Origin of the sequence: Micromonospora parastrephiae (assembly GCF_016802865.1) — a bacterium.
Classification (GTDB): Bacteria; Actinomycetota; Actinomycetes; order Mycobacteriales; family Micromonosporaceae; genus Micromonospora; species Micromonospora parastrephiae.
In genome coordinates, this window is the sequence record NZ_JAEVHM010000095.1 from 1 (window position 1) to 22,245 (window position 22,245).

19 protein-coding genes and 3 pseudogenes are annotated in these 22,245 nt (G+C 73.1%); 11 read left to right on the plus strand and 11 right to left on the minus strand.

Going from position 1 to position 22,245, the window contains the following annotated elements:
• A pseudogene (locus JNW91_RS18890) lies at nucleotides 1–1,785 on the minus strand (tetratricopeptide repeat protein); the annotation flags it as partial.
• A 189-nt stretch (nucleotides 1,786–1,974) separates the two neighbouring features.
• Here JNW91_RS18890 and JNW91_RS18895 point away from each other — a divergent pair.
• Together JNW91_RS18895 and JNW91_RS18900 are read left to right on the plus strand one after the other, a co-directional pair.
• Nucleotides 1,975–3,005, plus strand: a pseudogene (locus JNW91_RS18895) (SIS domain-containing protein).
• Between the two features lie 25 nt (nucleotides 3,006–3,030).
• Nucleotides 3,031–4,623 carry a PAS domain-containing sensor histidine kinase gene (locus tag JNW91_RS18900; RefSeq protein ID WP_203176873.1) on the plus strand — a complete coding sequence of 531 codons (1,593 nt, stop codon included), beginning with the start codon at nucleotides 3,031–3,033 and terminating at the stop codon, nucleotides 4,621–4,623.
• Between the two features lie 164 nt (nucleotides 4,624–4,787).
• Here JNW91_RS18900 and JNW91_RS18905 read toward each other — a convergent pair whose 3' ends face one another.
• Nucleotides 4,788–6,293, minus strand: a complete 1,506-nt coding sequence (locus JNW91_RS18905) for a glycosyltransferase family 39 protein (RefSeq protein ID WP_203176874.1) — start codon at nucleotides 6,291–6,293, stop codon at nucleotides 4,788–4,790.
• Between the two features lie 390 nt (nucleotides 6,294–6,683).
• On the opposite strand from JNW91_RS18905, the pseudogene JNW91_RS18910 reads away from it, so the two are divergent.
• From JNW91_RS18910 to JNW91_RS18925, 4 genes and pseudogenes are all read left to right on the plus strand, one after another.
• A pseudogene (locus JNW91_RS18910) lies at nucleotides 6,684–8,395 on the plus strand (nitrite/sulfite reductase).
• Nucleotides 8,392–8,553 carry a hypothetical protein gene (locus tag JNW91_RS18915; protein ID WP_203176875.1) on the plus strand — a complete coding sequence of 54 codons (162 nt, stop codon included), beginning with the start codon at nucleotides 8,392–8,394 and terminating at the stop codon, nucleotides 8,551–8,553. The pseudogene JNW91_RS18910 and the gene JNW91_RS18915 overlap by 4 nt, the downstream one beginning before the upstream one ends.
• Nucleotides 8,550–9,311, plus strand: coding sequence for a phosphoadenylyl-sulfate reductase (locus tag JNW91_RS18920; protein ID WP_203176876.1), 762 nt, complete (start codon nucleotides 8,550–8,552; stop codon nucleotides 9,309–9,311). Before JNW91_RS18915 ends, JNW91_RS18920 begins: the two co-directional genes overlap by 4 nt.
• Nucleotides 9,293–10,102: a sirohydrochlorin chelatase gene (locus JNW91_RS18925; protein WP_407664351.1), complete on the plus strand. Its 810-nt coding sequence runs from the start codon at nucleotides 9,293–9,295 to the stop codon at nucleotides 10,100–10,102. The genes JNW91_RS18920 and JNW91_RS18925 overlap by 19 nt, the downstream gene beginning before the upstream one ends.
• A 92-nt stretch (nucleotides 10,103–10,194) precedes the next feature.
• On the opposite strand, the gene JNW91_RS18930 is transcribed toward JNW91_RS18925, so the two are convergent.
• Both JNW91_RS18930 and JNW91_RS18935 read right to left on the minus strand, forming a co-directional pair.
• A complete protein-coding gene (locus tag JNW91_RS18930; RefSeq protein ID WP_007072794.1) occupies nucleotides 10,195–10,452 on the minus strand; it encodes a WhiB family transcriptional regulator in 258 nt (85 codons plus the stop codon).
• 448 nt (nucleotides 10,453–10,900) lie between these two features.
• Nucleotides 10,901–11,851 carry a diacylglycerol/lipid kinase family protein gene (locus JNW91_RS18935; RefSeq protein ID WP_203176877.1) on the minus strand — a complete coding sequence of 317 codons (951 nt, stop codon included), beginning with the start codon at nucleotides 11,849–11,851 and terminating at the stop codon, nucleotides 10,901–10,903.
• Nucleotides 11,852–11,894: 43 nt separating this feature from the next.
• On the opposite strand from JNW91_RS18935, the gene JNW91_RS18940 reads away from it, so the two are divergent.
• Nucleotides 11,895–12,284: a hypothetical protein gene (locus tag JNW91_RS18940; RefSeq protein WP_203176878.1), complete on the plus strand. Its 390-nt coding sequence runs from the start codon at nucleotides 11,895–11,897 to the stop codon at nucleotides 12,282–12,284.
• A 21-nt stretch (nucleotides 12,285–12,305) separates the two neighbouring features.
• Here JNW91_RS18940 and JNW91_RS18945 read toward each other — a convergent pair whose 3' ends face one another.
• Genes JNW91_RS18945 through sodN form a run of 3 tightly spaced genes read right to left on the minus strand, consistent with a single transcriptional unit; the run spans nucleotide 12,306 to nucleotide 13,668 of the window.
• Nucleotides 12,306–12,713 (minus strand): ATP-binding protein, encoded by a 408-nt coding sequence (locus JNW91_RS18945; protein WP_203176879.1) that lies wholly within the window; start codon nucleotides 12,711–12,713, stop codon nucleotides 12,306–12,308.
• Nucleotides 12,710–13,267 carry a GNAT family N-acetyltransferase gene (locus tag JNW91_RS18950; RefSeq protein WP_203176880.1) on the minus strand — a complete coding sequence of 186 codons (558 nt, stop codon included), beginning with the start codon at nucleotides 13,265–13,267 and terminating at the stop codon, nucleotides 12,710–12,712. Before JNW91_RS18950 ends, JNW91_RS18945 begins: the two co-directional genes overlap by 4 nt.
• Entirely contained in the window at nucleotides 13,264–13,668 is a 405-nt protein-coding gene (gene sodN, locus JNW91_RS18955) for a superoxide dismutase, Ni (RefSeq protein WP_203176881.1), read from the minus strand. The genes JNW91_RS18950 and sodN overlap by 4 nt, the downstream gene beginning before the upstream one ends.
• Before the next feature lie 84 nt (nucleotides 13,669–13,752).
• Here sodN and JNW91_RS18960 point away from each other — a divergent pair, with 84 nt between their 5' ends.
• The 3 genes from JNW91_RS18960 (at nucleotide 13,753) to JNW91_RS18970 (ending at nucleotide 16,424) form a co-directional block, all read left to right on the plus strand.
• Nucleotides 13,753–14,103 carry a S24/S26 family peptidase gene (locus tag JNW91_RS18960; RefSeq protein WP_203176882.1) on the plus strand — a complete coding sequence of 117 codons (351 nt, stop codon included), beginning with the start codon at nucleotides 13,753–13,755 and terminating at the stop codon, nucleotides 14,101–14,103.
• Nucleotides 14,104–14,246: 143 nt separating this feature from the next.
• Nucleotides 14,247–15,425, plus strand: coding sequence for an NAD(P)-dependent malic enzyme (locus JNW91_RS18965; protein WP_203176883.1), 1,179 nt, complete (start codon nucleotides 14,247–14,249; stop codon nucleotides 15,423–15,425).
• Nucleotides 15,426–15,461: 36 nt separating this feature from the next.
• The gene (locus JNW91_RS18970) at nucleotides 15,462–16,424 is read left to right on the plus strand and encodes a zinc-binding dehydrogenase (protein WP_203176884.1); all 963 of its coding nucleotides are present in this window, start codon (nucleotides 15,462–15,464) and stop codon (nucleotides 16,422–16,424) included.
• Between the two features lie 134 nt (nucleotides 16,425–16,558).
• Here the strand turns inward: JNW91_RS18970 and JNW91_RS18975 are convergent, their stop codons facing one another.
• The gene (locus tag JNW91_RS18975) at nucleotides 16,559–17,524 is read right to left on the minus strand and encodes an alpha/beta hydrolase family protein (RefSeq protein WP_203176885.1); all 966 of its coding nucleotides are present in this window, start codon (nucleotides 17,522–17,524) and stop codon (nucleotides 16,559–16,561) included.
• Nucleotides 17,525–17,723: 199 nt separating this feature from the next.
• Nucleotides 17,724–18,620, minus strand: a complete 897-nt coding sequence (locus tag JNW91_RS18980; protein ID WP_203176886.1) for an alpha/beta hydrolase family protein — start codon at nucleotides 18,618–18,620, stop codon at nucleotides 17,724–17,726.
• Between the two features lie 157 nt (nucleotides 18,621–18,777).
• Between JNW91_RS18980 and JNW91_RS18985 the strand changes: the two genes are divergently transcribed.
• A complete protein-coding gene (locus JNW91_RS18985; RefSeq protein WP_203176887.1) occupies nucleotides 18,778–18,951 on the plus strand; it encodes a hypothetical protein in 174 nt (57 codons plus the stop codon).
• A gap of 61 nt (nucleotides 18,952–19,012) precedes the next feature.
• Here JNW91_RS18985 and JNW91_RS18990 read toward each other — a convergent pair whose 3' ends face one another.
• Nucleotides 19,013–20,128, minus strand: coding sequence for an acetate/propionate family kinase (locus tag JNW91_RS18990; RefSeq protein ID WP_203176888.1), 1,116 nt, complete (start codon nucleotides 20,126–20,128; stop codon nucleotides 19,013–19,015).
• On the minus strand, nucleotides 20,125–22,203 hold the full coding sequence (gene pta / locus JNW91_RS18995) for a phosphate acetyltransferase (protein WP_203176889.1): 2,079 nt from the start codon (nucleotides 22,201–22,203) through the stop codon (nucleotides 20,125–20,127). Before pta ends, JNW91_RS18990 begins: the two co-directional genes overlap by 4 nt.
• Nucleotides 22,204–22,245: the final 42 nt, after the last annotated feature.

Genomic DNA, 22,245 nt, shown 5'->3' on the forward strand with positions numbered 1-22,245 from the left:
CGGGGGAGGGTGTGGTGGGACTGGCGGTCGGCCAGTAGTTCGGTGGCCAGGGCCGCGGTGGCGGGGTCCAGGGTCGGGGCGGCCAGCGCCAGGTGGGCCAGCGAGGCGGCGATCGGAACCGGCCGGGCCCGGGCCACCGCGGCGACATCGGCCAGCCGCTCGGCCACCACGCGAGCCACGTCCGGTCGTACCGCCGGGTCCACCCAGGCGGCGGTGACCAGGGCGAACAGCGCCGCCTCCGTCACCCAGTCCTCCACGCCCCAGACCAGGTCCAGCAGCACCCGGCGTCGCGTCGAGCCGTCCCACGGCTCGTCGGTGCGGTGGTGCAGCAGTCCCAGGCAGGCCCACACCTGCACTCCGCGTACCCAGACCGACGGGTCGTGGGCGGCGAGCAGCCGACCCACCGCGTTGGCCGGCGCCGCCGGCGGGTGCACCAGCAGGCCGAGCAGGTCGGCCACGTCGAGGCCGGCCAGGCCAACCGCCGCGTCGTAGGCCGCCGGGGGGTGCGGCCACGCCGGGTGGGCGACCTGCCCGATCCGCTCGACCGCCGCCGCCGAGGGCTGCGGCAGCGCGGGCGTCGGGACGCTGCCCGCGTAGTCCCACAGCCGGCTGCGCGGACGCCCTGCGGGGCTCGCGCGGGTCCGGTTCCGGCATGCCGGTGATCTCGATCCGTAGCCCGGGCGTCGTCGACGTGACCGTCCGCACGGCGCTCGGCGGTGCGGCCGCCGTCAACCGGACCGCGCTGCCGACACCGTTGTCGTCGTCGGCGACCGCCCGGCGCATCGCGTCGATCAGCGGACCGTCGGCCGGCGTGAGCTGCCCGAGCCACGGCCGCCCCCGGCAGCACTGGGCCAGGTCGCCGTGCTCGTGGCTGTCGTCCGGGTGGTCCCGGACGAAGTCGGCGAGCGCGACAAGGTGTGCCAGGTCGCCGTCGCGCAGATGCCGCAGGCGGTGGGCGGTGTGCACCGCGCAGTCGAACGAGGGATCCCGGGCCAGCGCCCGCTCGGTCCACTCCAACGCCTCGTCGAGCCGCCCGGTGTCGGCCAGGGTGCCGGCGATGTCGGCGTAGACGGCCAGGTCGTCGGGCTCCAGCGCGACGGCCCGGTTGAGGGCCGCGAGGGCGTCGCGGGTCCGGCCCGCGCTGCGGTACGCGTACCCGAGCCAGACCTCGCCCATCTTCGACGGCTGGGCGCGTACGCCCCGGGCTGCCCACCGGATCGCCAGCGCGACCTCGCCGAGCCGCCGGGCCAGCGCGGACGCCGCGCCCAGCAGCAGACCGTGTTCGGGGCGGACGGTGATCGCGTTGCGGGCCAGCGTGAGGTACGGCGTCAGCGCCGCCCGGCCGATCCGTGGCACCGGGTCGGGTAGTGCGGAACAGACCTGCATGAGGATCCGGGCGATGTGCTCCGGGTCGAGCCGCTCGGCGAGTTCGGGTTCGGTCACCCATGGCACGCCGGCCCATTCGGTGCCGGGCGCGTACCCGGTCGCGGCGGCCAGCAGTTCGAGCCCTTCGGCGGGATGGCCGGTGGCGGCCAGCAGGTGGGCCCGGGCGACGACCGCGCCGACGAAGGTGTGGTGGTTGATCGGGAAGAGGTCGAGCCCGCCGCCGCTGGCGGCGGCCAGCCGGGCCAGGGTCTCGTGCACCTCCGGCAGGGTGGGCGCCCGGGCCAGTGCGCCGGCGAGGTGACCGGCGGCGTGGTGCAGGTCGCCCTCGTCCAGTGCCAGCCGGGCAAGGGCCAGCTCCTCCGTCGCGGAGAGCGCGGGGTCGTCCCTTCCCTCGGGCACGTCGTCCTCTCGTCGCAGGTACAACCGGTGAAGCGGGGTAAGCCTAGTTGATATTGAGACGAGAAGGTGATCAACTGCGCACTACTGCTCGTTCGATTGCTCGGATGCGTTCAAAGATGCAAGACTGAGCAGCAAACGCGCGGCAATCGCGCAAAGGGGGGAGTGTCCGTGACACGTGCAGGGGCCGGGATGGCCGCCGACATCGACGAGCAGCCAGCCGGCTACGAGCGCCTGCTCTCCGCCGCCAACGCCCAGCAGATCGCCCGGGTGGCGGCGGCCGTGGCCGAGCGCCGGCCGCGGCACGTGGTCTTCACCGCCCGCGGCACCTCCGACCACGCGGCCCTCTACGGGGCGTACCTGACCGAGATCCGGCTCGGGCTGCCCGCCGGGCTCGCCTCGCCCAGCGTGGTCACCCTCTTCGGCGCCCGCCCCGACCTCTCCGACGCGCTGGTCGTCGGCGTCAGCCAGAGCGGCGGCTCACCCGACCTGGCCGAGGTGCTGCGCGCCGCCCGGGCCTCCGGCGCGCTGACCCTCGCGGTGACCAACGCGCCCGACTCGCCACTGGTCGAGGTGGCCGAGCTGAGCATCGACATCGCCGCCGGGCACGAGCGGGCGGTGGCCGCCACCAAGACGTACACCGCCGAGTTGCTCGCCCTGCTGATGCTGGTGGAGGGCGTCCGGGCCGGCGACGGCGTACTTCCGACGGCCGAACGGGAGGCGCTCGCCGTGCTACCCGAACTGGCCGCCCGCACCCTGGCCGACGACACCCCGACCCGGCTCGCGCCGCGCTACCGCTTCGCCCGGCAACTGGTCACCACGGGCGGGGGTACGCCTACCCGACCGCCCGGGAGGCGGCGCTGAAGCTGATGGAGACCTCGTACCTGCCGGCGCTCGCCTTCTCCGGCGCCGACCTGCTGCACGGGCCGCTGGCGATGACCGACCCGGAGGTTCCGGTGCTCGCCGTGGTCGGCTCCGGGCCCGGCGGCAGGTCGATGGGGGAGGTGCTGCCCCGCCTCGGCGAACGCCGCGCCGACGTGGTGGTGGTGGGCTCCGCCGACGTGCCGGGCGCAACCCGGCTCGCCGTTCCCGAGGTCGACGAGCGGTACGCCCCGCTGCTGGACATCCTGCCGTTGCAGCGCCTGGCGCTGGCGCTGGCGCTCACCCGGGGCGAGGATCCGGACGCGCCGCGCGGGCTGAAGAAGGTCACCGCGACGATGTGAGGCGTGGCGTGGCACCCTGGTCCCCGTGTCCACGCTGCGCGACCTCGCCGAGGAGCACACCCATCTCCGTCCGGCCGACATCGACCACCTGCACCGGATCGCCGGCGACTGGCAGCTGCTCTCCGACCTGTCCTTCGCCGACCTGCTGCTCTGGGTGCCGGTCGACGCCGACGGCACGTTCCTCTGCGTCGCCCAGGTCCGCCCGACGACCGCGCCCACCGCGTACCAGGACGACCAGGTGGGTCGGATCGTCGGCGGACCGGAGGTGGCCCACCTGGGGGTGGCGTACTCCCAGGGCCGGATCTGGCGGGAGGGCGACCCGGTCTGGTACGGCGACGTACCGGCCCGGCACGAGGCGATCCCGGTCCGGCTGCGTACCGCCGAGGGCGAGGCCGGCGAGGTGATCGCCGTGGTGGGGCGGGACACCAACCTCTCCACGGCGCGTACCCCCAGCCAGCTGGAGTTGAACTACCTGACCACGGCCGACGACCTGGCCCAGATGATCGCGGACGGCACCTTCCCGCCGCCCCGGCACCCGGGGGAGACCACCTCCGCGCCCCGGGTCGGTGACGGCCTGGTGCGGCTGGACGCTGGCGGCAAGGTCACCTACGCGAGCCCGAACGCGCAGTCCGCGTACCGCCGGTTGGGCTACGCCTCCCACCTGGTGGGGGAGGACCTGGCCGCGCTGCACCGCAGACTGGCCGGTGACCCGTTGGATGGCACCGAGGCGGCGAACGGCATCCTGGCCGCGCTGCGCGGAGAGGCGCCGCCCCGACGGGAGATCGACGCGCGCGGTGCCACGATGCTCACCCGGGCGCTGCCGCTGATGCCCGCCGGGGTGCCGATCGGCGCGCTGGTGCTGGTTCGGGACATCACCGAGGTCCGTCGCCGGGACCGGGCGCTGATCACGAAGGACGCCACCATCCGGGAGATCCACCACCGGGTGAAGAACAACCTCCAGACGGTGGCCGCTCTGCTGCGGTTGCAGGCCCGCCGGGTCTCCATGCCGGAGGCCCGCGTCGCGCTGGAGGAGTCGGTCCGTCGGGTCGCCTCGATCGCCCTGGTGCACGAGACGCTCTCCATGTCCAGCGACGAGGCGGTCGAGTTCGACGGCATCGTCGACCGGGTGGCCAGCGCGGCGACCGAGGTCGCGGCGACCGAGGTGAGCGTCGGCATGCGTCGGCGGGGCAGCTTCGGCGTGCTGCCGGCGGAGATCGCGACCTCGTTGGTGATGGTCCTCAACGAACTGTTGCTCAACGCCGTCGAGCACGGCTTCCCGCCGTCGGACGAGGCGGACGACGCATCACTGCCCGCCGCCCCGGGCGTGGTGCCGGCCGGCGTCGCCGAGGTGGACCCGTCGGCGCGGCCGGAGGTGGTGGTCTCGGCGCACCGGTTCCGCAAGATGCTGCACGTCTCGGTGACCGACAACGGGCGCGGGCTGCCAGCGGACTTCGACGCCGAGCGCGGCAGCCGGCTCGGCCTGCAGATCGTCCGGGCCCTGGTCACCGGGGAACTGCGCGGCACCATCGAGCTGCGCGCGGGCGCCAAGGGCGGCACCGAAGCGGTGTTGGTCGTCCCGCTGGCCCGCAGCGCCCACGACGGCCGCTCACAAGCCTGACGGCCGCGCTGGCGGCGCGCCGTGTCCGAACGGCCCTGCCGTTTCGAGCGCATACCTGTGGGTCATAAATATGACTCACAGGTATGGCGCCTACCTTGGTGGTGGCGACCCGGCGGGGCGGCCGGGCGGTGGCGCTGGACGGGCGACCGGGCCGGACGACGGGGTCAGCGGCCGGGGCGGTCGGTCAGCAGGGCGACGGTCAGGCCGGGGCGCTGCCAGACCTGCGCGACGGCGAAGTCCGCGCGCAGCGCGTCACCCTTGGCGTCGGGCACGGCGGCCAGCGGTTCGGCGTGCCGACCGGCGACGACGAGCCACACCCGTTTCGTGTCGGCCAGGCACTGTGCCGGCTGGGGGCACTCGGCGGCCCACAGGTCACCCCGGCGGACCTCGTCCTCGGTGACCAGCACGTCGCGTGGTGGGTCGCCGAGGTGGTACTCGATACCCAGGTCGAGGAAGAGCCAGCTGTGCCGGGGCGAGTAGACCACCCCGTCACCCGGCCGTTGACCGTCGGCGATGACCCGCGCCGCGCCGGCGTAGTCCACCGGGGCGGTGCGTGGCCACTCGTGGGTCCGCCGCAGCGCCGCCTGGTCGGGCAGGCCGAGGAGTCCGGCCAGGACCACCACGGCCAGCGCGGACGGTGCGGCCACCGCCGCCAGCGCCGTGCCGGCCAGCAGGCAGGCGAACGGCACCACGAAGACCAGGTAGCGGGGCACCCACAGCGGTACGGCCGTGCCGGCGGCGAAGAGCAGCAGGACCGGCAGCAGCACCGCGCTCACCGGGAGCAGAGCGCGCCGCCCGAGCCGAGCCGCGCCCAGTGCGGCGATCCCGACCAGCAGGCCGCCCACCACACTGCTCTGGGCCACACCGCCGGGCAGCGCGGCCAGGTCGTCCAGCCGAGCCAGGGTGACCCAGTTCAACTGTCGGGACTGCTGTGTCCGGGCCTTGAACAGCAACGGGCCGACCAGCAGCACGCCTGGCACCACGGCGACCACCCACCGCCATATTCGCCGGTCCCGCTCGGGGGCGCGGTCGGCGGGGGTGGCAATGCCCGCTGCGACGGCCCCCCGCCACCAGGCGACCAGGACGACCAGCGCGTGCGCGGCGAGCAGGGTGAGCGCGACCAGGTGTACGAGGCCCAGCGCGGCGACGGCGGCCGCGTAACCGGCCCAACGGGCCCAACTCGGGCGGCGCAACGCGGTCACCAGCAGCAGGGTGGCGAGCACCGCGAGCATGGTGGCCAGGGCGTACGGGCGGGCCTCCTGCCCGTAGCGGGAGGTGCCGGGGAGCACCGCGAAGAGCAGCCCGGCGAAGAGGCCGGCGCGCCGGTCGACCAGCAGTGCGCCGAGTACGGCGAGCAGCCCGGCGGCCACCGTCATCGCCAGCGCGGCCGGCAGGCGCAGGGCGACGGTGGCATCGCCGGCGACCGCGGTCCAGACGTGCATCAACAGGTAGTACGGGCCGGTGGCGGCGTCGATGGTGCCGGCCAGCCGGGTCAGGTCGCCGGGCGACCGGCCGGCCGCGCTCCAGGTCGCCAGCTCGTCGCGCCACAGTTGGGCGGAGCCCAGGCCGGTCAGGGTCACCGCCAGGGTCAGTAGCGCCGGAGCGAGCCAGACCGGCAGGCGGCGCAGACGGTCCCACGCCGTCCCGGTCGACTCGGACAATGTGCCCACGGCCCGAGCCTGCCACGGCCATCCCGGTCACGGGCGTCAGCCGGCCGCAGGCGGTGGCCGCCAGGCGGGCATCACGTCGGCGGCGCGACCCGGCCAGCCTCGGCCCGTGATGTGGGATCCGGCACGTGGACATTGGCCGGCCCCACTGTCGTGTGGCAGCATGGGCACATGACCGCCGCTGTCGTCCGCCGCTTCGTGGCACGTCGCCACGTCGATTACGGCCGCGTGCGCAGCGCGATCTGTCCGGCCTACTGACGACGCCCGACCAATCTGTCTCGGGCGCGCTCTGCGCCGGCTGTCTCAGACACCGTTGTCCCGCCCGCTTCCGTCGGGCCGGCCGCCGCGCCCCGCGCCCACCCCGAGGCACAGCAGACAACGGAGGACGCCGCGATGGCGGTCAGCAGCATCCCGGCCCGTTCCGAGGACCCGACGGCCCGCCCGGCCAGGGCGCCGCGCCGGCCACGGGGTGAGGGTCAGTGGGCGCTCGGGCACCGCGAGCCGCTCAACGCCAACGAGCGGATCAAGAAGGACGACGACCCCCTCAACGTCCGGGCGCGGATCGAGAACATCTACGCGCACCGCGGCTTCGCCTCCATCGACCCGCAGGACCTACGCGGTCGGTTCCGCTGGTGGGGCCTCTACACGCAGCGCAAGGCCGGCATCGACGGCGGGCGTACGGCCGTGCTGGAGCCGCACGAGCTGGAGGACGAGTTCTTCATGCTCCGCGTCCGCATCGACGGCGGCAGCTCAGCCTGGCGCAGCTGCGCGTGATCGCCGACATCTCCCGGGAGTTCGCCCGGGACACCGCCGACATCACCGACCGGCAGAACATCCAGTACCACTGGATCCGTGTCGAGGACATGCCGGAGATCTGGCGTCGACTGGAGTCGGTCGGCCTGCAGACGACCGAGGCGTGCGGAGACTGCCCGCGGATCGTGCTGGGCAGCCCGGTCGCCGGAGTGGCCCGCGACGAGGTGGTCGACCCGACCCCGGCCATCGACGAGATCGTCGCCCGGTACATCGGTGACAAGCAGTTCTCCAACCTGCCCCGCAAGTTCAAGACGTCGATCTCCTGGCTGGTGGACACACCGTACGAGTCGAACGACATCGCCCTGCTCGGCGTCGACCACCCCGAGCACGGCCCCGGCTTCGACGTCTGGGTCGGCGGCGGTCTCGCCACCAACCCGATGCTCGCCCAGCGGCTCGGCGTCTGGGTGCCGCTGGCCGAGGTGCCGGACGTGTGGGCCGGGGTGGTCGGGATCTTCCGCGACTACGGCTACCGCCGGCTGCGCAACCGTGCCCGGCTGAAGTTCCTGGTGGCCGACTGGGGCGTGGAGCGCTTCCGTGAGGTCCTGGAGAAGGAGTACCTCGGCCGTACGTTGCTCGACGGCCCGGCGCCGACCCTGCCGGCGAAGCCGGTGGACCACGTGGGCGTACACGAGCAGGCCGACGGGCGGTTCTACGTGGGTGCCGCGCCGGTGGTCGGGCGGGTCTCCGGCGGGCAGCTCGCCCAGCTGGCCGACGTGGTCGAGGCGCACGGCAGTGGCCGGGTGCGGCTCACCCCGTACCAGAAGCTGCTGGTGCTCGACGTGCCGTCGGAGCGGACGGAGTCGCTGGTCGACGCGCTGCGCGGGATCGGTCTGGAGGCCCGGCCGTCGGCCTGGCGACGCGGCACCATGGCGTGCACCGGCATCGAGTACTGCAAGCTCGCCATCGTCGAGACGAAGGCCCGCGGCGAGGAGTTGGTGGCCCGGCTGGAGCAGCGACTGCGGGACTTCGACGCGGACATCTCGATTCACCTCAACGGCTGCCCGAACGCCTGCGCGCGCACGCAGGTGGCTGACATCGGGCTCAAGGGTCAGCTGGTGGTCGGCCCGGACGGCCGACAGGTGGAGGGCTTCCAGGTGCACCTCGGTGGCGGCCTGGGCATGGCGCAGGGGCGGACGGCCGGCTTCGGCCGCAAGCTGCGCGGCCTGAAGACCACCGCCGACGAGCTTCCGGAGTACGTGGAACGACTGGCCCGCCGCTACCTGGCCGGGCGGAGCGAGGGCGAGACGTTCGCCAACTGGGTGATCAGAGTCGACGAGGAGGAACTGCGGTGAGCAGCGAGAACCGAGCGGCACCTCTGTACTGCCCCTACTGCGGCGAGGAGGACCTGCGGCCGCACGAGGCGGCGCACGGCGCCTGGGAGTGCCACGCCTGCGCCCGGGTCTTCTCGGTGAAGTTCACCGGGCTGTTGAGCCGGGCGGTGACCCGATGAGCCTGGTCTCCGCCACCGGACTGGACCTTGTCGGTCCGGGTGGCCGGCCGCCGGCCGACCCGTCCCGGCGCAACCCGGAGGAACTGCGGACGCTGGCCGAGGAGGCCGCCCGGGAGTTGGAGGGCGCTCCGGCGCTGGAGATCGCCCGGTGGGCGGCGCACACCTTCGGCGACCGGTTCTGCGTCACCAGCTCGATGGCCGACGCGGTGCTGGCGCACGTGGTGTCCCGGGTGGCCCCGGGGGTGGACGTGGTCTTCCTCGACACCGGCCTGCACTTCCCCGAGACGCTGCGGGTGCGCGACGAGGTGGCGCGGACGCTTCCGGTGAACGTCCGGTCGATCCGGCCCCGGCTCACCGTGGGGCAGCAGGACGGTCAGTACGGTCCCCGGCTGTTCAACAAGTCGCCGGACGACTGCTGCCAGTTGCGCAAGGTGGAGCCGCTGGAGCGGGCGCTGTCCGGGTACGACGCCTGGGCCGCCGGTCTGCGTCGGGACGAGTCGCCGACCCGGGCCAACACGCCGGTGGTGACCTTCGACGCGCGGCGCGGCAAGGTCAAGGTCAACCCGATCGCGGCCTGGTCGCAGGGGGACGTGGACGCCTACATCGCCCGGTGGAACGTGCCGGTCAACGAGCTGTTCAAGCAGGGGTACGGCTCGATCGGCTGCTGGCCGTGCACCCGCCGGACGAAGGCCGGCGAGGACGCGCGGGCCGGCCGGTGGGCCATGTTCGAGAAGACCGAGTGCGGGCTGCACGTCTGACCTCCCCGGTGTCGACCCCGACCGGCCCTGACGTGGCCGGCGGGGCGGACCCGGTGGTGCTGGTGGCGCACGGCAGCCGGGATCCGCGAGCTGCCGAGGCCACCCGGGCGCTGGCCCGGGCGGTGTCGGCAGCCCGGCCCGGCGTCGAGGTGTGGCCGAGCTGGCTGGATCACACCGAGCCGGGGCCGACCGAGGTGCTGCGCGGCCTGGCCGTGGCCGGTCACCGACGCGCGGTGCTGGTGCCGTTGCTGCTGACCGCCGCGTACCACCGTCGGGTGGACATCCCGGCGGCCGTCGCCGCCGCGACGCAGTCCGGGCCACCGCTGGCGGTACGGGTGGCCGACGTGCTCGGCCCGTCGGACGGCACGGTGGATCCGGCGCTGCTGGCGGGGCTGCGTCGCCGGCTCGATGAGGTGTGCCCGGGTCGTTTCGACGCGCTGGTGCTGGCCGCGGCGGGCACCCGGGACGCGCGGGCGCGCGGCTCGGTGGGCCGGGTGGCGGACGCGCTCGGTGTGGAGTTCGGGGTGCCCAGCCGGGTGTCGTACGCCTCGGCGGCCCCGCCGGAGACCGGTGTGGCGGTGTCCCGGTTGCGGGCGGCCGGTGCTCGCCGGGTGGCGGTGGTCGGGTACTTCCTGGCGCCGGGCCTGTTCCACGACGCGGTGGCGGAGGCGGCTCGGGCGGCTGGTGCGGTGGCGGTGTCCGCCCCGTTGACCGACGCGCCGGAGTTGGCCGATCTGGTGCTGCGCCGCGTCGATGACCGGTCTGGCCGCGTCGTGGTGCCGGCTGGATGATTCCGGGCCGTCATCGGCGGCTGAATTCGCTGAGGACAGCGGAACGCCCCGGCGGGCGAACCCACCGGGGCGTGCAGCTGTGTCGTTGGGGATCAGGCGGAGTGAGCGCGCAGCACCCGGAGGCCGCCGCGCCGCTTGACAGCGCGCCGCTCCTCTTCGCTCATCCCGCCCCAGACGCCGGCGTCCTGACCCGACTCGAGCGCCCACTGCAGGCACTGGTCGGTCACGGAGCAGCGCCTGCAGACGGCCTTGGCCTGCTCGACCTGCAGGAGAGCCGGTCCGGACGTCCCGATAGGGAAGAACAGCTCCGGGTCCTCGTCGCGGCAGACAGCATGGTGACGCCAGTCCATGGCGGCAACACTCCTCATTCTGGATGGGGTGGCAATTATTGCTTGTCGTGCTTTTCCTATATGCATCCGCAATGCCGACGGTGACAGTTCGCGTCCGTCCATTCGGCACTGCGTGAGCAGGCAGTTAGCTCCGGGGACCTGCTGGAACAGCTCAACCTGACGAGCATATCCAGGCAATGTCCCGGTAACTCAAGTTCGCTTGTGAATACTTTCACGAACATTCGCGATGTCAAGGGTGACGCTCGGAAAAACTCCGGGCGGTGAGCAAGCCCACAACCCATTTGTCCGGGTTTTGGTGCCTTCCCGGTTACCCGCCGTGCCACAGCCGAGGATCAATATAGTACAGTCCACGTGACATTGCTGACATTTCCGGCACCTGCCCCTCGGTGTGGCGGCGACGGCGCCGATGCGGTGTGGCGCCGCGTCGACCTAGGGCAGTACCCGAGACCTAGCAGATTACTCTCAGTGCGGCGGGAACGGATGTGAATCTGACTTTCTCCCGCTCGCCGAGATAGTCGCCGTCCAGCTGGAACGCCTGCGGACGGGCGGAGAGCAGGGTGAACTCCGGCGTGTCATGGAGTCGTAACACCTGCCGACCTCGAGGATCGGGGTGCCGGGACAGGAACTGCGTCACTGTCCGTGTTGTGCTAGCCACCCGGAGCTGACGCAAGGCCAGCACATCCAGCCCGAGGTCGAACGACGCCTCCGGATTCGGGTTGACCTCGCGGTCGCCCAGATAGGTCCACGGCGCCGTGTTCTGGATGATGACGGTGCCCAACTCGCCCTCCGCCGGCTCACCCGGACGTTCCAGCGTGATCGCCGGATGCCGGCGATCGGAGGCGAGGAAGTACTGATTCATGATTGAGCGCAGGTAGAGCCCCGGCGTGGAGACGCGCCCCCGTCGACGGGCCTGCTCCACCCGGTGGATGACCGCGGCGTCCAGGCCGAACCCGGCGCAGAAGGTGAAGTAGCGGTCGTCCGCCCGGCCCAGCCCGACCGTCCGGTGCCGACCCAGGCGCAACCCTTCGAGGATCATGCTGGTCGCATCCGGCCAGTCCCGGGGCAGGCCCACGGCGCGGGCGAAGACGTTCGTCGAGCCGCCCGGAACGGTGGCGAGCGCGGGCAGCCGGTCGGCCGACGTGGCACCCGCGGCGCCGGGCGGCGGTTCGGCCGCCATCAGGCCGTTCACCACCTCGTTCACGGTGCCGTCGCCACCCAGGGTGACGACGAGGTCGACCCCCTCGGTGGCGGCCTCCCGGGCCAGCGCCATGGCGTGCCCGCGCCGGCGCGTGTAGCGCACGCTGAGATCGACTTCGCTGCGCAGCGCCCGGACAAGCACGTCCCGGCTGCGTTCGCTGGTGGTGGTGGCCTTCGGATTGACCACCAGGACGGCCCGCATGGGCGGCACTGTACCTCTCGGTAGCCCGGGTATCGTGGCGCGCGTGACCATCGACTCGGCCCCGATTCCCGTCACGCTCCGCTGGGCGGTGCGGCTGCTGTGGGCGGAGGCGGCCGTCGTCGGGCTGATCGCCGTCTGGCTGATCTGGGCCGACCTCACGGCCACCACCACCGACCTGCTGTCGGCGTTGCTGGTGACCGTGTTCGCGATCGGGGCGGCGGCCGTGCTCTGGGCGCTGGGCCGTGCGCTGCTGCGCCGTCGGGCCGGTGCGCGCGCCCCCGCGATCGTGCTCCAGCTGATGCTGCTGCCGATCGGCTGGTTCATGATCCAGGGCGGGCTGGGGTGGCTGGGCGTGCCGCTGATGGCACTCGGCTTGGGCGTGGGCTGGCTGCTGGTCAGCCCACCGACGACCCGGGCTCTCGGCTTCGAGTGACCCGCTCGACCGGCGGGTCGGTCAGTAGCCGCCGGAGCGGCGGGTGAGCAGCGAGATCGTGGCCCGACCATCGGCGGCCGTGGCGGACGCCGAGGTGGTCAGCGCGGTGAGCACCTTCCAGGCGAAGGACGACTCGGCGGGCAACGTGGTGCCACGCACGGTCGGCACGGTCACCTCGACGGTCAGGGCGTCCTCGGTGACCGAGAAGCGGCACTCCAACTCGGCGTCGCGGGTGGCGATGGCGAGCAGCATCGCGCACGCCTCGTCGACCGCGATCCGCAGATCCTCGATCTCGTCGAGTGCGAACTGCAGCCGGGCCGCGAGACCGGCGGTGGCGGTACGGAGCACGCCGAGGTAACCGCCGTCGGCGGGCACCGTGAGGTGCACCACGTCGTCGTCGGTCGCTGGCTGGCCGGTCAGTTGAGTCACGCCTCATCCCCCCGGTCGGGGACTCTACCCGGTCGGTCGCCGGACCGCGTGCTGGCGGCGGTGGCCTGACTGGCCAACCCGCGCAGCGCGTCACCGCTGAGCCGGTAGGGCACCCACTCGCTCATCTGCCGTGCGCCGATCGAGGCGTAGAACCCGGCGGCCGGGTTCCAGTCGATCATCCACCACTCCAGTCGCCGGTAGCCGCGTCGTACGCAGATGTCGGCCAGGGTGGCGAGCAGCAGCCGGCCCGCCCCGGTGCCCCGGGCGGCCGGTCGTACGTAGAGGTCCTCCAGGTGGATGCCGTGCACGCCGGCCCAGGTGGAGAAGTTGAGGAACCACAGCGCGAAGCCGACCGGCACGTCGTGCTCGTCGACCGCCACGTGACCGAAGAGCGCCGGAGCGGTCGCGAAAAGAGCCGAGGTGAGCTGGTCGGTGGTGAGATGGCACTGGTCGGGCGCGCGTTCGTACTCCGCCAGCTCGTGCACCATGGCGACGACGGCCGGCACGTCCTCGGGACGTACCGGCCGGATCGTCGGGATGACCGGGTTGGTCACGCCTTCTTGGTCTCCCAGAAGATCTTCGAGATCTCGTCGATCTTCGCGAGGAGCTTGTCGGCGGTGGCCGGGTCCAGGCTGCCCTTGACGCCGCCGGCACCGGCCAGCTTGGTGGCCTCGTTGAACATCTGGTGCAGCTGCGGGTACTTCTCGAAGTGGGTGGCCTTGAAGTAGTCGGTCCAGAGCACCCAGAGGTGGTGCTTGACCAGCTCGGCGCGCTGCTCCTTGATGATGATGGCGCGGGTGCGGAACTCCGGGTCGGTGTTCGCCTGGTACTTCTCGCAGATCATTTTGACCGACTCGGCCTCGATCCGGGCCTGGGCCGGGTCGTAGACGCCGCACGGCAGGTCGCAGTGAGCGCTCGCGGTGACGCGGGGCGCAAGGATGCGCGGAAGTCGCATCGGGATCCTCCATGGGAAGTTTGCGATGATCAAAGGCGACATTACTCCTGGGAATGCTCCCCGGACGGGGTGGAGGTGAAACCAGTGCACGCCGATCACCCGCCGGAGGCGCCTCACCTGCGTGGGCCGCTGACGGCTGTTTCGGTGCTCGGACCGTCCATGGCGCCGACGCTGCGGCACGGAGACGCGGTGCTGGTCCGCTCGGGGGGACGCCCGATCCGACCCGGTGACGTGGTGGTCGCCGTGTTCCGGACGCGCCCTGAGTTGCTGGTGGTGAAGCGGGCGGTCCGGCCGCAGGACGGCGGCTGGTGGCTGCGTGGGGACAACGACCTGGTCACCGACGACTCCCGGGCGTACGGGGTGGCGGACGTGCGGGGGAGGGTGGTGGCGCGCTACTGGCCGCGTCCCGGGCGGGTTCCTCGTCGCCGGTTATGACCCTGCTCACATCCGAGGGGCAGTGCCGACACTATGCTCGGAAAGTGCCCGGGTGACCCCCCGCACCGCGTGCCACCGCTCGCCGCCCACCTCGCGGCCAAGCCGGCCGCCCCGTCTGCTCGACAGATCCTGGAGTCACCACCATGTCGTCGTCCACCATGGACCCCGCTGATCCCGTCTTCCAACTGCACCGGGGCGGCAAGATGGCCGTCGCCTCGACGGTCCCGCTGACCAGCCGGGAGGACCTCTCCCTCGCGTACACCCCGGGGGTGGCCCGGGTGTGCGAGGCGATCGCCGCTGACCCCGACCTCGCCGACGACTACACGTGGGCGGCGCACGCCGTCGCGGTGGTCACCGACGGTTCGGCGGTGCTCGGGCTCGGCAACATCGGCCCGCGCGCCGCGCTGCCGGTGATGGAGGGCAAGGCGGTGCTGTTCAAGCAGTTCGCCGGCGTGGACGCGGTGCCGATCTGCCTGGACACCCAGGACGTGGACGAGATCGTCGCGGTGGTGCGGGCGCTGGCCCCCTCGTTCGGCGGGATCAACCTGGAGGACATCAGCGCGCCGCGCTGCTTCGAGGTGGAGCGCCGGCTCGACGAGGCGCTGGACATCCCGGTCTTCCACGACGACCAGCACGGCACCGCGATCGTGGTGCTGGCCGCGCTGCGCAACGCCGCCACCCTGCTCAACCGCAAGCTCGGTGACCTGCGGGTCGCGGTGAGCGGCGCGGGCGCGGCCGGGGTGGCCGTGACGAAGATGCTGATCGCCGGGGGCGTCAACCCCGACCAGGTGGTGGTCTGCGACTCCAAGGGGATCATCGGCCGGCATCGCACCGAGCTGACCGGCACCAAGGCGGAGCTGGCGGCGAGCACCAACGCCGACGGCCGCCAGGGCGACATCACCGAGGCGCTGCGCGGCGCGGACGTGCTGATCGGTGTCTCCGGCGGGCAGATCCCGGAGACCGCCGTCGCCGGGATGGCACCCGGCGGGATCGTGTTCGCGCTGGCCAACCCGACCCCGGAGGTGCACCCCGAGGTGGCCGCCCGGCACGTCGCGGTCGTCGCCACCGGACGAAGCGACTACCCCAACCAGATCAACAACGTGCTGGCGTTTCCCGGTGTGTTCCGCGGAGCGCTGGATGCCCGCGCCACCCGGATCACCGAGGGGATGAAGGTGGCCGCCGCCGACGCCATCGCCGGCGTGGTGGCCGAGTCGCTGACCGCCGAGGCGATCGTCCCGTCGCCGCTCGACCCGCGTGTCGCTCCGGCCGTCGCCGCGGCGGTCGCCGAGGCAGCCCGCCGCGACGGCGTCGCCCGCCGGTAGGCGGGTCCCTTCTTAACGGGCGCTCAGCTTGTTACCGTGCCGATCATGCGTGCCGCCTTCGCCTCCCGCCTCGACGACGCCGATCCGCTCGCCGCACTCACCGTCGGTGAGCGGCCCGAGCCGACCCACCCGGCCGACGACTGGGTGACCGTGCACCTGCGGGCCACCTCGCTCAACCACCACGACCTCTGGTCACTGCGCGGGGTGGGCCTCACCGAGGCCCAACTGCCGATGATCCTCGGCTGCGACGCGGTCGGCGTGGACCCCGAGGGTAACGAGGTGGTCGTCTACCCGGTGGTGGTCACGCCGGGCGACCCGCGTGGGGTCTCCATCCTCTCCGAGCACTTCCCCGGGACCCTCGCCGAGCGGGTCGCCGTACCCCGGTCGAATCTGATCCCGCTGCCGGACGGCCTGGCCGCGACCGACGCGGCGTGCCTGCCCACGGCCTGGCTGACCGCGTGGCGGATGCTGACCACCAAGGGCCGCGTCGAGGACGCCGACAGCGTGCTCGTGCAGGGCGCGGGCGGTGGCGTCGCCACCGCGGCCGTCGCTCTCGCCGTCGCCATGGGCAAGCGGGTGTACGCGACGAGCCGGGACGCCGCCAAGCGGGAACGGATCGCCGCGCTCGGCGCCACCGCCGTGGAATCCGGTGCCCGGCTTCCGGAGCGGGTCGACGTGGTGATCGAGACGGTCGGCGCGGCCACCTTCGACCACTCGTTGAAGTCGGCCGCGCCGATGGCCCGGATCGTGGTCTCCGGCGCCACCGCCGGGCACGAGCCGACGGTCAACCTGCGTCGGGTCTTCGCGATGCAGCTGGAGATCCTGGGCACCTCGATGGGCACCCCTGGCGAGCTGTACGAGTTGTTGGCGTTCTGCGCCGACAACGCGGTACGTCCGGTGGTGGACAGCGTGGTCCCGTTCAGCCGGGTCGAGGACGCCTTCGCCCGCCTGCACTCCGGCGACGCCTTCGGCAAGATCGTCATCGACCACACGTCCTGACGCCCGCCGGCGGCTCAAGATCGTGCAACATCACGAAAATAGTGGCCTCCGCGTCGAGGGAGGCCACTATTTCCTGGTTGTTGCGTGATCTTGAGCGCCGGGCGGCCGGGCGGCCCTCGGCGGTCCTGGCGGCGTCAGAGGTGGTCGTCGAAGGTGGCGATGTCGCCGCGCGTCGCGTCGGTGGAGATGCGCTCCTTGGCCGCCGCGTCGCCGTACAGCGACCAGCGGAGGAACTCGACGGACGTGTCCGACACGACCCGCAGCGTGGCGCTGTCACTGAGCAACGCCCGCCCGTGGTCGCCCTTGGGCAGACTCAGCATCGCCTTCGGCCAGGGCACCTTGTCGTACGCGGCCCTGCCCGCCGCGTAGTCGACCACCTCGTCCAGCTCACCGTGCACGAACAGCTGCGGCGCGGCCGCACCGGCGAACGCGGTGCCCACGCCGAGCGCCGTGCCCGCGAACACCACGCCCGCGTCCAGCCGTTCATCCCGGCTGGCGGTGAACAGACCGATGGTGGTCACCCCGCCCGCCGAGTGCCCGGCCGCGGCCACCCGGTCGGCGTCCAACCGGCCACGCAGCGGGTCGCCGGCCTTGCCGTCGAGCGCCAACACCGCGGTCAGCGCGTACGACACGTCGGCCGGCTGGTTGAGCACGTCGAGGACGTTGTTGTCGCCGCCCCGGGAGGTGCGCGGGAACGTCGGCGCGGCCACCACGAAGCCCGCCGCAGCCCACCGGGTGAGCAGCGTCGCGTAGTCGTCCGGCCGCCCACCCAGGCCGTGGCTGAACATCACCACCGGAAACCGGCCCTGGGCCGCCGTCGCCGACCGCTTGGCCGCGCCGCCGGCCTCCCCGGCCGCCGGATACCAGAGCGTCACCGGCAGCGCACGGTCGTCCCGGTTCAGCTTGAGCTGGCGTACGCCGACCGCGAAGGCCCGCTGCGGGGCTTTTCCGGCCGGGACCTGCGGCGTCGGCGTGGCGGCGGGCGGTGGCTCGGCGGGCTTCTGCCAGCTCTCGCTGGGCCGGGTGTCCGTGGAGCAGCCGGCCAGACCGGCCAGGAGGACGGTGCTGGCCATCAGTGCGGGGGTGACGCGACGCGACATGAAACCGATTGTGCCCTGCCCGGCGGGCCCGCCCGGTGGGCTTCGGGCGCGCTGTGCCCACCCGATCACCCGGCGTGGCCCGGGGACGGCCATTCAGGCGGCACACTTCGGCCTGATCGACTCCAAGTTCAGCGATCTCGGGGTATCCGGGTCAGCGGGACACCCCGATTTCGCCGAAACGGAGTCGATCACCCGTGCGTCAGTGGGCGGGGCGGAACTCGTACCGGGTCAGGGTGGGGGAGTAGGCGTCGGCGGGCAGGCGGGCTCCCGCCGCCTGGTCGCCGTAGAGGGTCCAGCGCAGGAAGTCGGTGGTGGTGGCGAGGACCGGGGTGAAACCCGGATGGCCCGGTGTGAGGTACGCGCCGTGGTCCTGGCCGAGCAGGCTGAGGAACACGGCCGGCCCGGGGGTGCGCGCGTACGCGGCCCGGCCGACCGTGACCGACACCACCGGGTCGGCGGTGCCGTGCACGAAGAGCACCGGCGCGGCCGGGCCGGCGAAGCTGCCGGGCAGCCCGCCGCCGGCGATGACGATCCCGGCACGCAACCGGGCCGGGTGCCCCTCGGTGAACATGCCGGAGCTGGTGAATCCGCCCGCCGAGTGCCCGGCGGCGGCGACGGACGTCAGGTCGAGATGCCCGGCGAGCAGATCGCCGCGGTCCCTGTTGAGGCGGCCCAGATATCGGATCAGCCGCCAGGCATCGGCGGGCTGGTTGCGGACGTCGGCCCGGGAGAAGTGCGGGGCGCCCTGCCGGGTGTGCGGGTACGCCGGTGCGGCCACCACGAAACCGGCCGCCGCCCAGCGGGTGGTCAGCCCGGCGTGCAGGTCGGGCCGGCTGCCCAGCCCGTGGCTGTAGACCACCACCGGGAACCGCCCGGCCGCCACCCCGTCGGCCGACGCCGGATACCAGATCGTCACCGGCAGAGGGCGCGCCGAGCGCGGATCGAGGGTGAGCGTACGCACGCCGACGGCGTACGGCCCCTCGGGCGCCCGGCGGGCCGACACCGGCCCGGTGGCCTCCCCGATCACGGCGGTGGCCGGCGCGCAACCAGCCAGCAGTGCTGTCACCAGTACGGCCATCAGCCGCCGCGCCCCCATCGTTCCACGGTAGGTGCCCGGGCGTGCGCAGCGGCCCCGCCGACCGGACCGGCTGTGCCCACCACCCGGCCGGGTCGCCTCCGCCGGCCGGGTCGACCCGGTCGGGCGACGTGGGCGGGGGCGGTGCTCAGCCACCGGCTTCGCTATGGTCACCGGCATGCCTGAGAACTACACCGACCCCAGCGGCAACACCGAGGCGTTCCGCGCCTTCACCCAGACGCCGGAGGCCGCCGCCCCGGCGGAGGCGCCGTCCCGCCTGCCGCTCATCGTCGGTGCGGCGGTGGTCGTCGTGCTGCTGGTGGCCCTCGTCGCCTGGCTGGCGATGGGCTGAGCCGGCCCGACCGGCTCACCCGCACCCCCGGCGCCCCGGGGGTGTGCGTGTCTGAGCGCCGTCAGTCCGCCCCGACCACGTCCCGGGTCTGCCGGGCGATCTCCCGTTCCTCGTCGGTGCGGATGACGCAGACGCTCACCTCGGCGCCGTCGGGTGAGATCACCCGGTCGCCCTCGCCGTCGTTGCGGGCGTCGTCCACGGTGATGCCGAGCCGTTCCAGGCCGGCCAGCGCGGCGGCCCGCACCGGCGCGGCGTGCTCGCCGACCCCGGCGGTGAAGGTGATCGCGTCGACCCGGCCGAGCAGTGCGTAGTACGCCCCGACGTACCCGGTGATCCGCCGGCAGTACACGTCGAAGGCCAGCTTCGCCGCCTGGTCCCCGGACGCCCGGCGCTGGAGCACCTCGCGCATGTCGTTGGCGCCGGTCAGGCCGAGCAGGCCGCTGCGGTGGTTGAGCAGCTCGTCGATGTCGTCCACCGACATCCCACCCTCGCGGCGCAGATGGAAGATCACGGTCGGGTCCACGTCGCCGCTGCGGGTGCCCATCACCAGCCCCTCCAACGGGGACATGCCCATCGAGGTGGCCACGCTGCGGCCGTTCGCCACCGCGCAGGCGCTGGCCCCGTTGCCCAGGTGCAGGGTGATGGTGTTGAGCTGCTCGTACCGGCGGCCCAGCAGTTCCGCCGTGCGGCGGGAGACGTACGCGTGTGAGGTGCCGTGGAAGCCGTACCGGCGGATCCCGTACCGCTCGGCGGTGTCCCGGTCGATCGCGTACGTCGCGGCGGCCTCCGGCAGGGTGTGGTGGAACGCGGTGTCGAAGACGGCGACCTGCGGCACGTCGGGCAGCGCCGCGCGGGCCACCTCGATGCCCGCCAGGTTGACCGGGTTGTGCAGCGGAGCGAGCGGGACCAGGTCCCGGATCGCGGCCAGCACCGTGTCGTCGACCAGCACCGGCGCGGTGAACCTCCGGCCGCCGTGCACCACCCGGTGGCCGACCGCCGTCAGCCCGGTCAGGTCCAGACCGGCCAGGATCTGCCGGACGGCGCCTGCGTGGTCGGCGGGGCCGCCGTCGGGCTCACCGATGCGTTCGACGGTGCCCTGGTCGAGGACCCGGTCGCCGTCGTAGTGGCGCCACTTCACCGACGACGACCCGCAGTTGAGCACCAGTACCCGACTCACGAGACCTCCTCGGTGGCCGCCTGGATGGCGGTGATCGCCACGGTGTTGACGATGTCCGGCACGGTGGCGCCGCGGGACAGGTCGTTCACCGGCCGCCGCAGGCCCTGCATGACCGGGCCGACGGCGACCGCCCCGGCGGAGCGCTGCACCGCCTTGTACGTGTTGTTGCCCGTGTTCAGGTCCGGAAAGATGAAGACCGTGGCGTGGCCGGCGACCGGGCTGCCGGGCAGCTTCGTCGCCGCCACCGCCGGGTCGATCGCCGCGTCGTACTGGATGGGTCCCTCGACGAGCAGGTCGGGCCGGCGTTCCCGGACCAGCGCGGTGGCCTTGGCGACCTTCTCCACGTCCGCGCCCGCGCCGGAGCTGCCGGTCGAGTACGACAGCATGGCCACCCGGGGTTCGATGCCGAAGCGGGCGGCGGTGTCGGCCGACGAGATCGCGATGTCGGCGAGCTGGGCGGCGTCCGGGTCGCGGTTGACCGCGCAGTCGCCGTAGACCAGCACCCGGTCGGCGAGCAGCATGAAGAAGACGCTGGACGCCACCGAGACCTCCGGCACGGTGCGGATGATCTCGAACGCCGGGCGGATCGTCGCGGCGGTGGTGTGCGTCGCGCCGGAGACCATCCCGTCGGCCCGTCCGGTGGCCACCATGAGCGTGCCGAAGTAGTTGGGCTGGGCCACGATGTCGTGCGCCAATTCGGCGGTGACACCCCGGTGAGCGCGCAGCCGCGCGTACTCGGCGGCGAAGTCGTCGCGCCACCCGCTGGTGACCGGATCGACGATGCTGGCCGCACCGAGGTCGATGCCCAGCTCACGCGTGCGCCGGGCGATGTCGTCCGGCCGCCCGAGCAGGGTCAGCTCGGCGACGCCCCGGCGGAGCAGGATTTCCGCCGCCCGCAGGATCCGTTCCTCGGAGCCCTCCGGTAGCACCAGGTGCCGTGGCTGCGAGCGGGCCCGGTCGATCAGCTCGTTCTCGAACATCAGCGGGGTGACCCGCGTCGACCGGCTGACCCGCAGTCGGCGGGCCAGGTCGTCGGTGTCCACGCAGCGCTCGAACGCGCCCAGCGCCGCCTCCACCTTGCGCGGATTGGCCGCGCTGGGCCGTCCCTCGATACGGCTGGACGCGGCCACCGTGTCGTAGCTGTCGCTGCCCACGGACAGCACCGCCAACCCGGTGTTCAACCCCTCCACCAGCCGCATCACCCGGGGGTCGGGCTGCTCGCCGAGGGTGAGCACCAGCCCGGCCACCGACACCTGCCCGGCCACGTGCGCGGCGCTCGCGGCGACGAGCAGGTCGGCCCGGTCCCCGGGGGTGATCACCAGGGCGCCCTCGGTGAGGTGACTCAGCAGGGTCGGCACGTGTGCGGCGCCGACAACGAAGTCCAGCACGTCCCGACCGAGCGCGGCGTCGTCCCCGGCCAGCAGGGTGGCGCCGAGCGCCGCCGCGACCTCGGCCACCGTCGGCGCGGACACGCTCGGCACCTCCGGGATGGCGTACGCGGGGACCGGCAGCTCGGGCAACGCCATCGGCTCGGTCACCCGGTTGGCGATCACCGCGAGCACGGTCGCGCCGAGGTCGGCCAGATCGTGGTACGCCCCGCGCACCGCCGAAGCGACGGCCGCCGGCTCCTGCCCGAAGCCGTCCACCACCGGCACCACCACGCTGCCGAACTCGGTGGCCAGCCGGGCGTTGAAGGCCAGCTCCCGGGGGCGGGCCGGGTCGCCCGGGTCGTCGAAGTCGCTGCCCACCACGACGACCGCCGGGCACTGCCGTTCCACCGCCCGGTAGCGCTCCACGACGGCGGAGATCAGCTCTTCCCGCCTGCCGTCGGCGACCAGCGTGGCCGCCTCGGCGTACGTGGATCCGGCCAGCTCGGCGAGCGGCAGCTCGACCCGGTAGCGCTCGCTGAGCAGCGCGAGGATCGGGTCGGGGCCGGTGTCGGTAACCAGCGGCCGGAACACGCCGATCCGCCCCACCTGGCGGGACAGCAACTCGGCCAGCCCGAGGGCGATGGTCGACTTGCCCCCGCCCAACCCCACGCTGGTCAGATACACGCTGCGAGCCACGTACCCCACCCTAGAAGATCGCAAGACCCCCAACCCAACCCCTCCAACCTC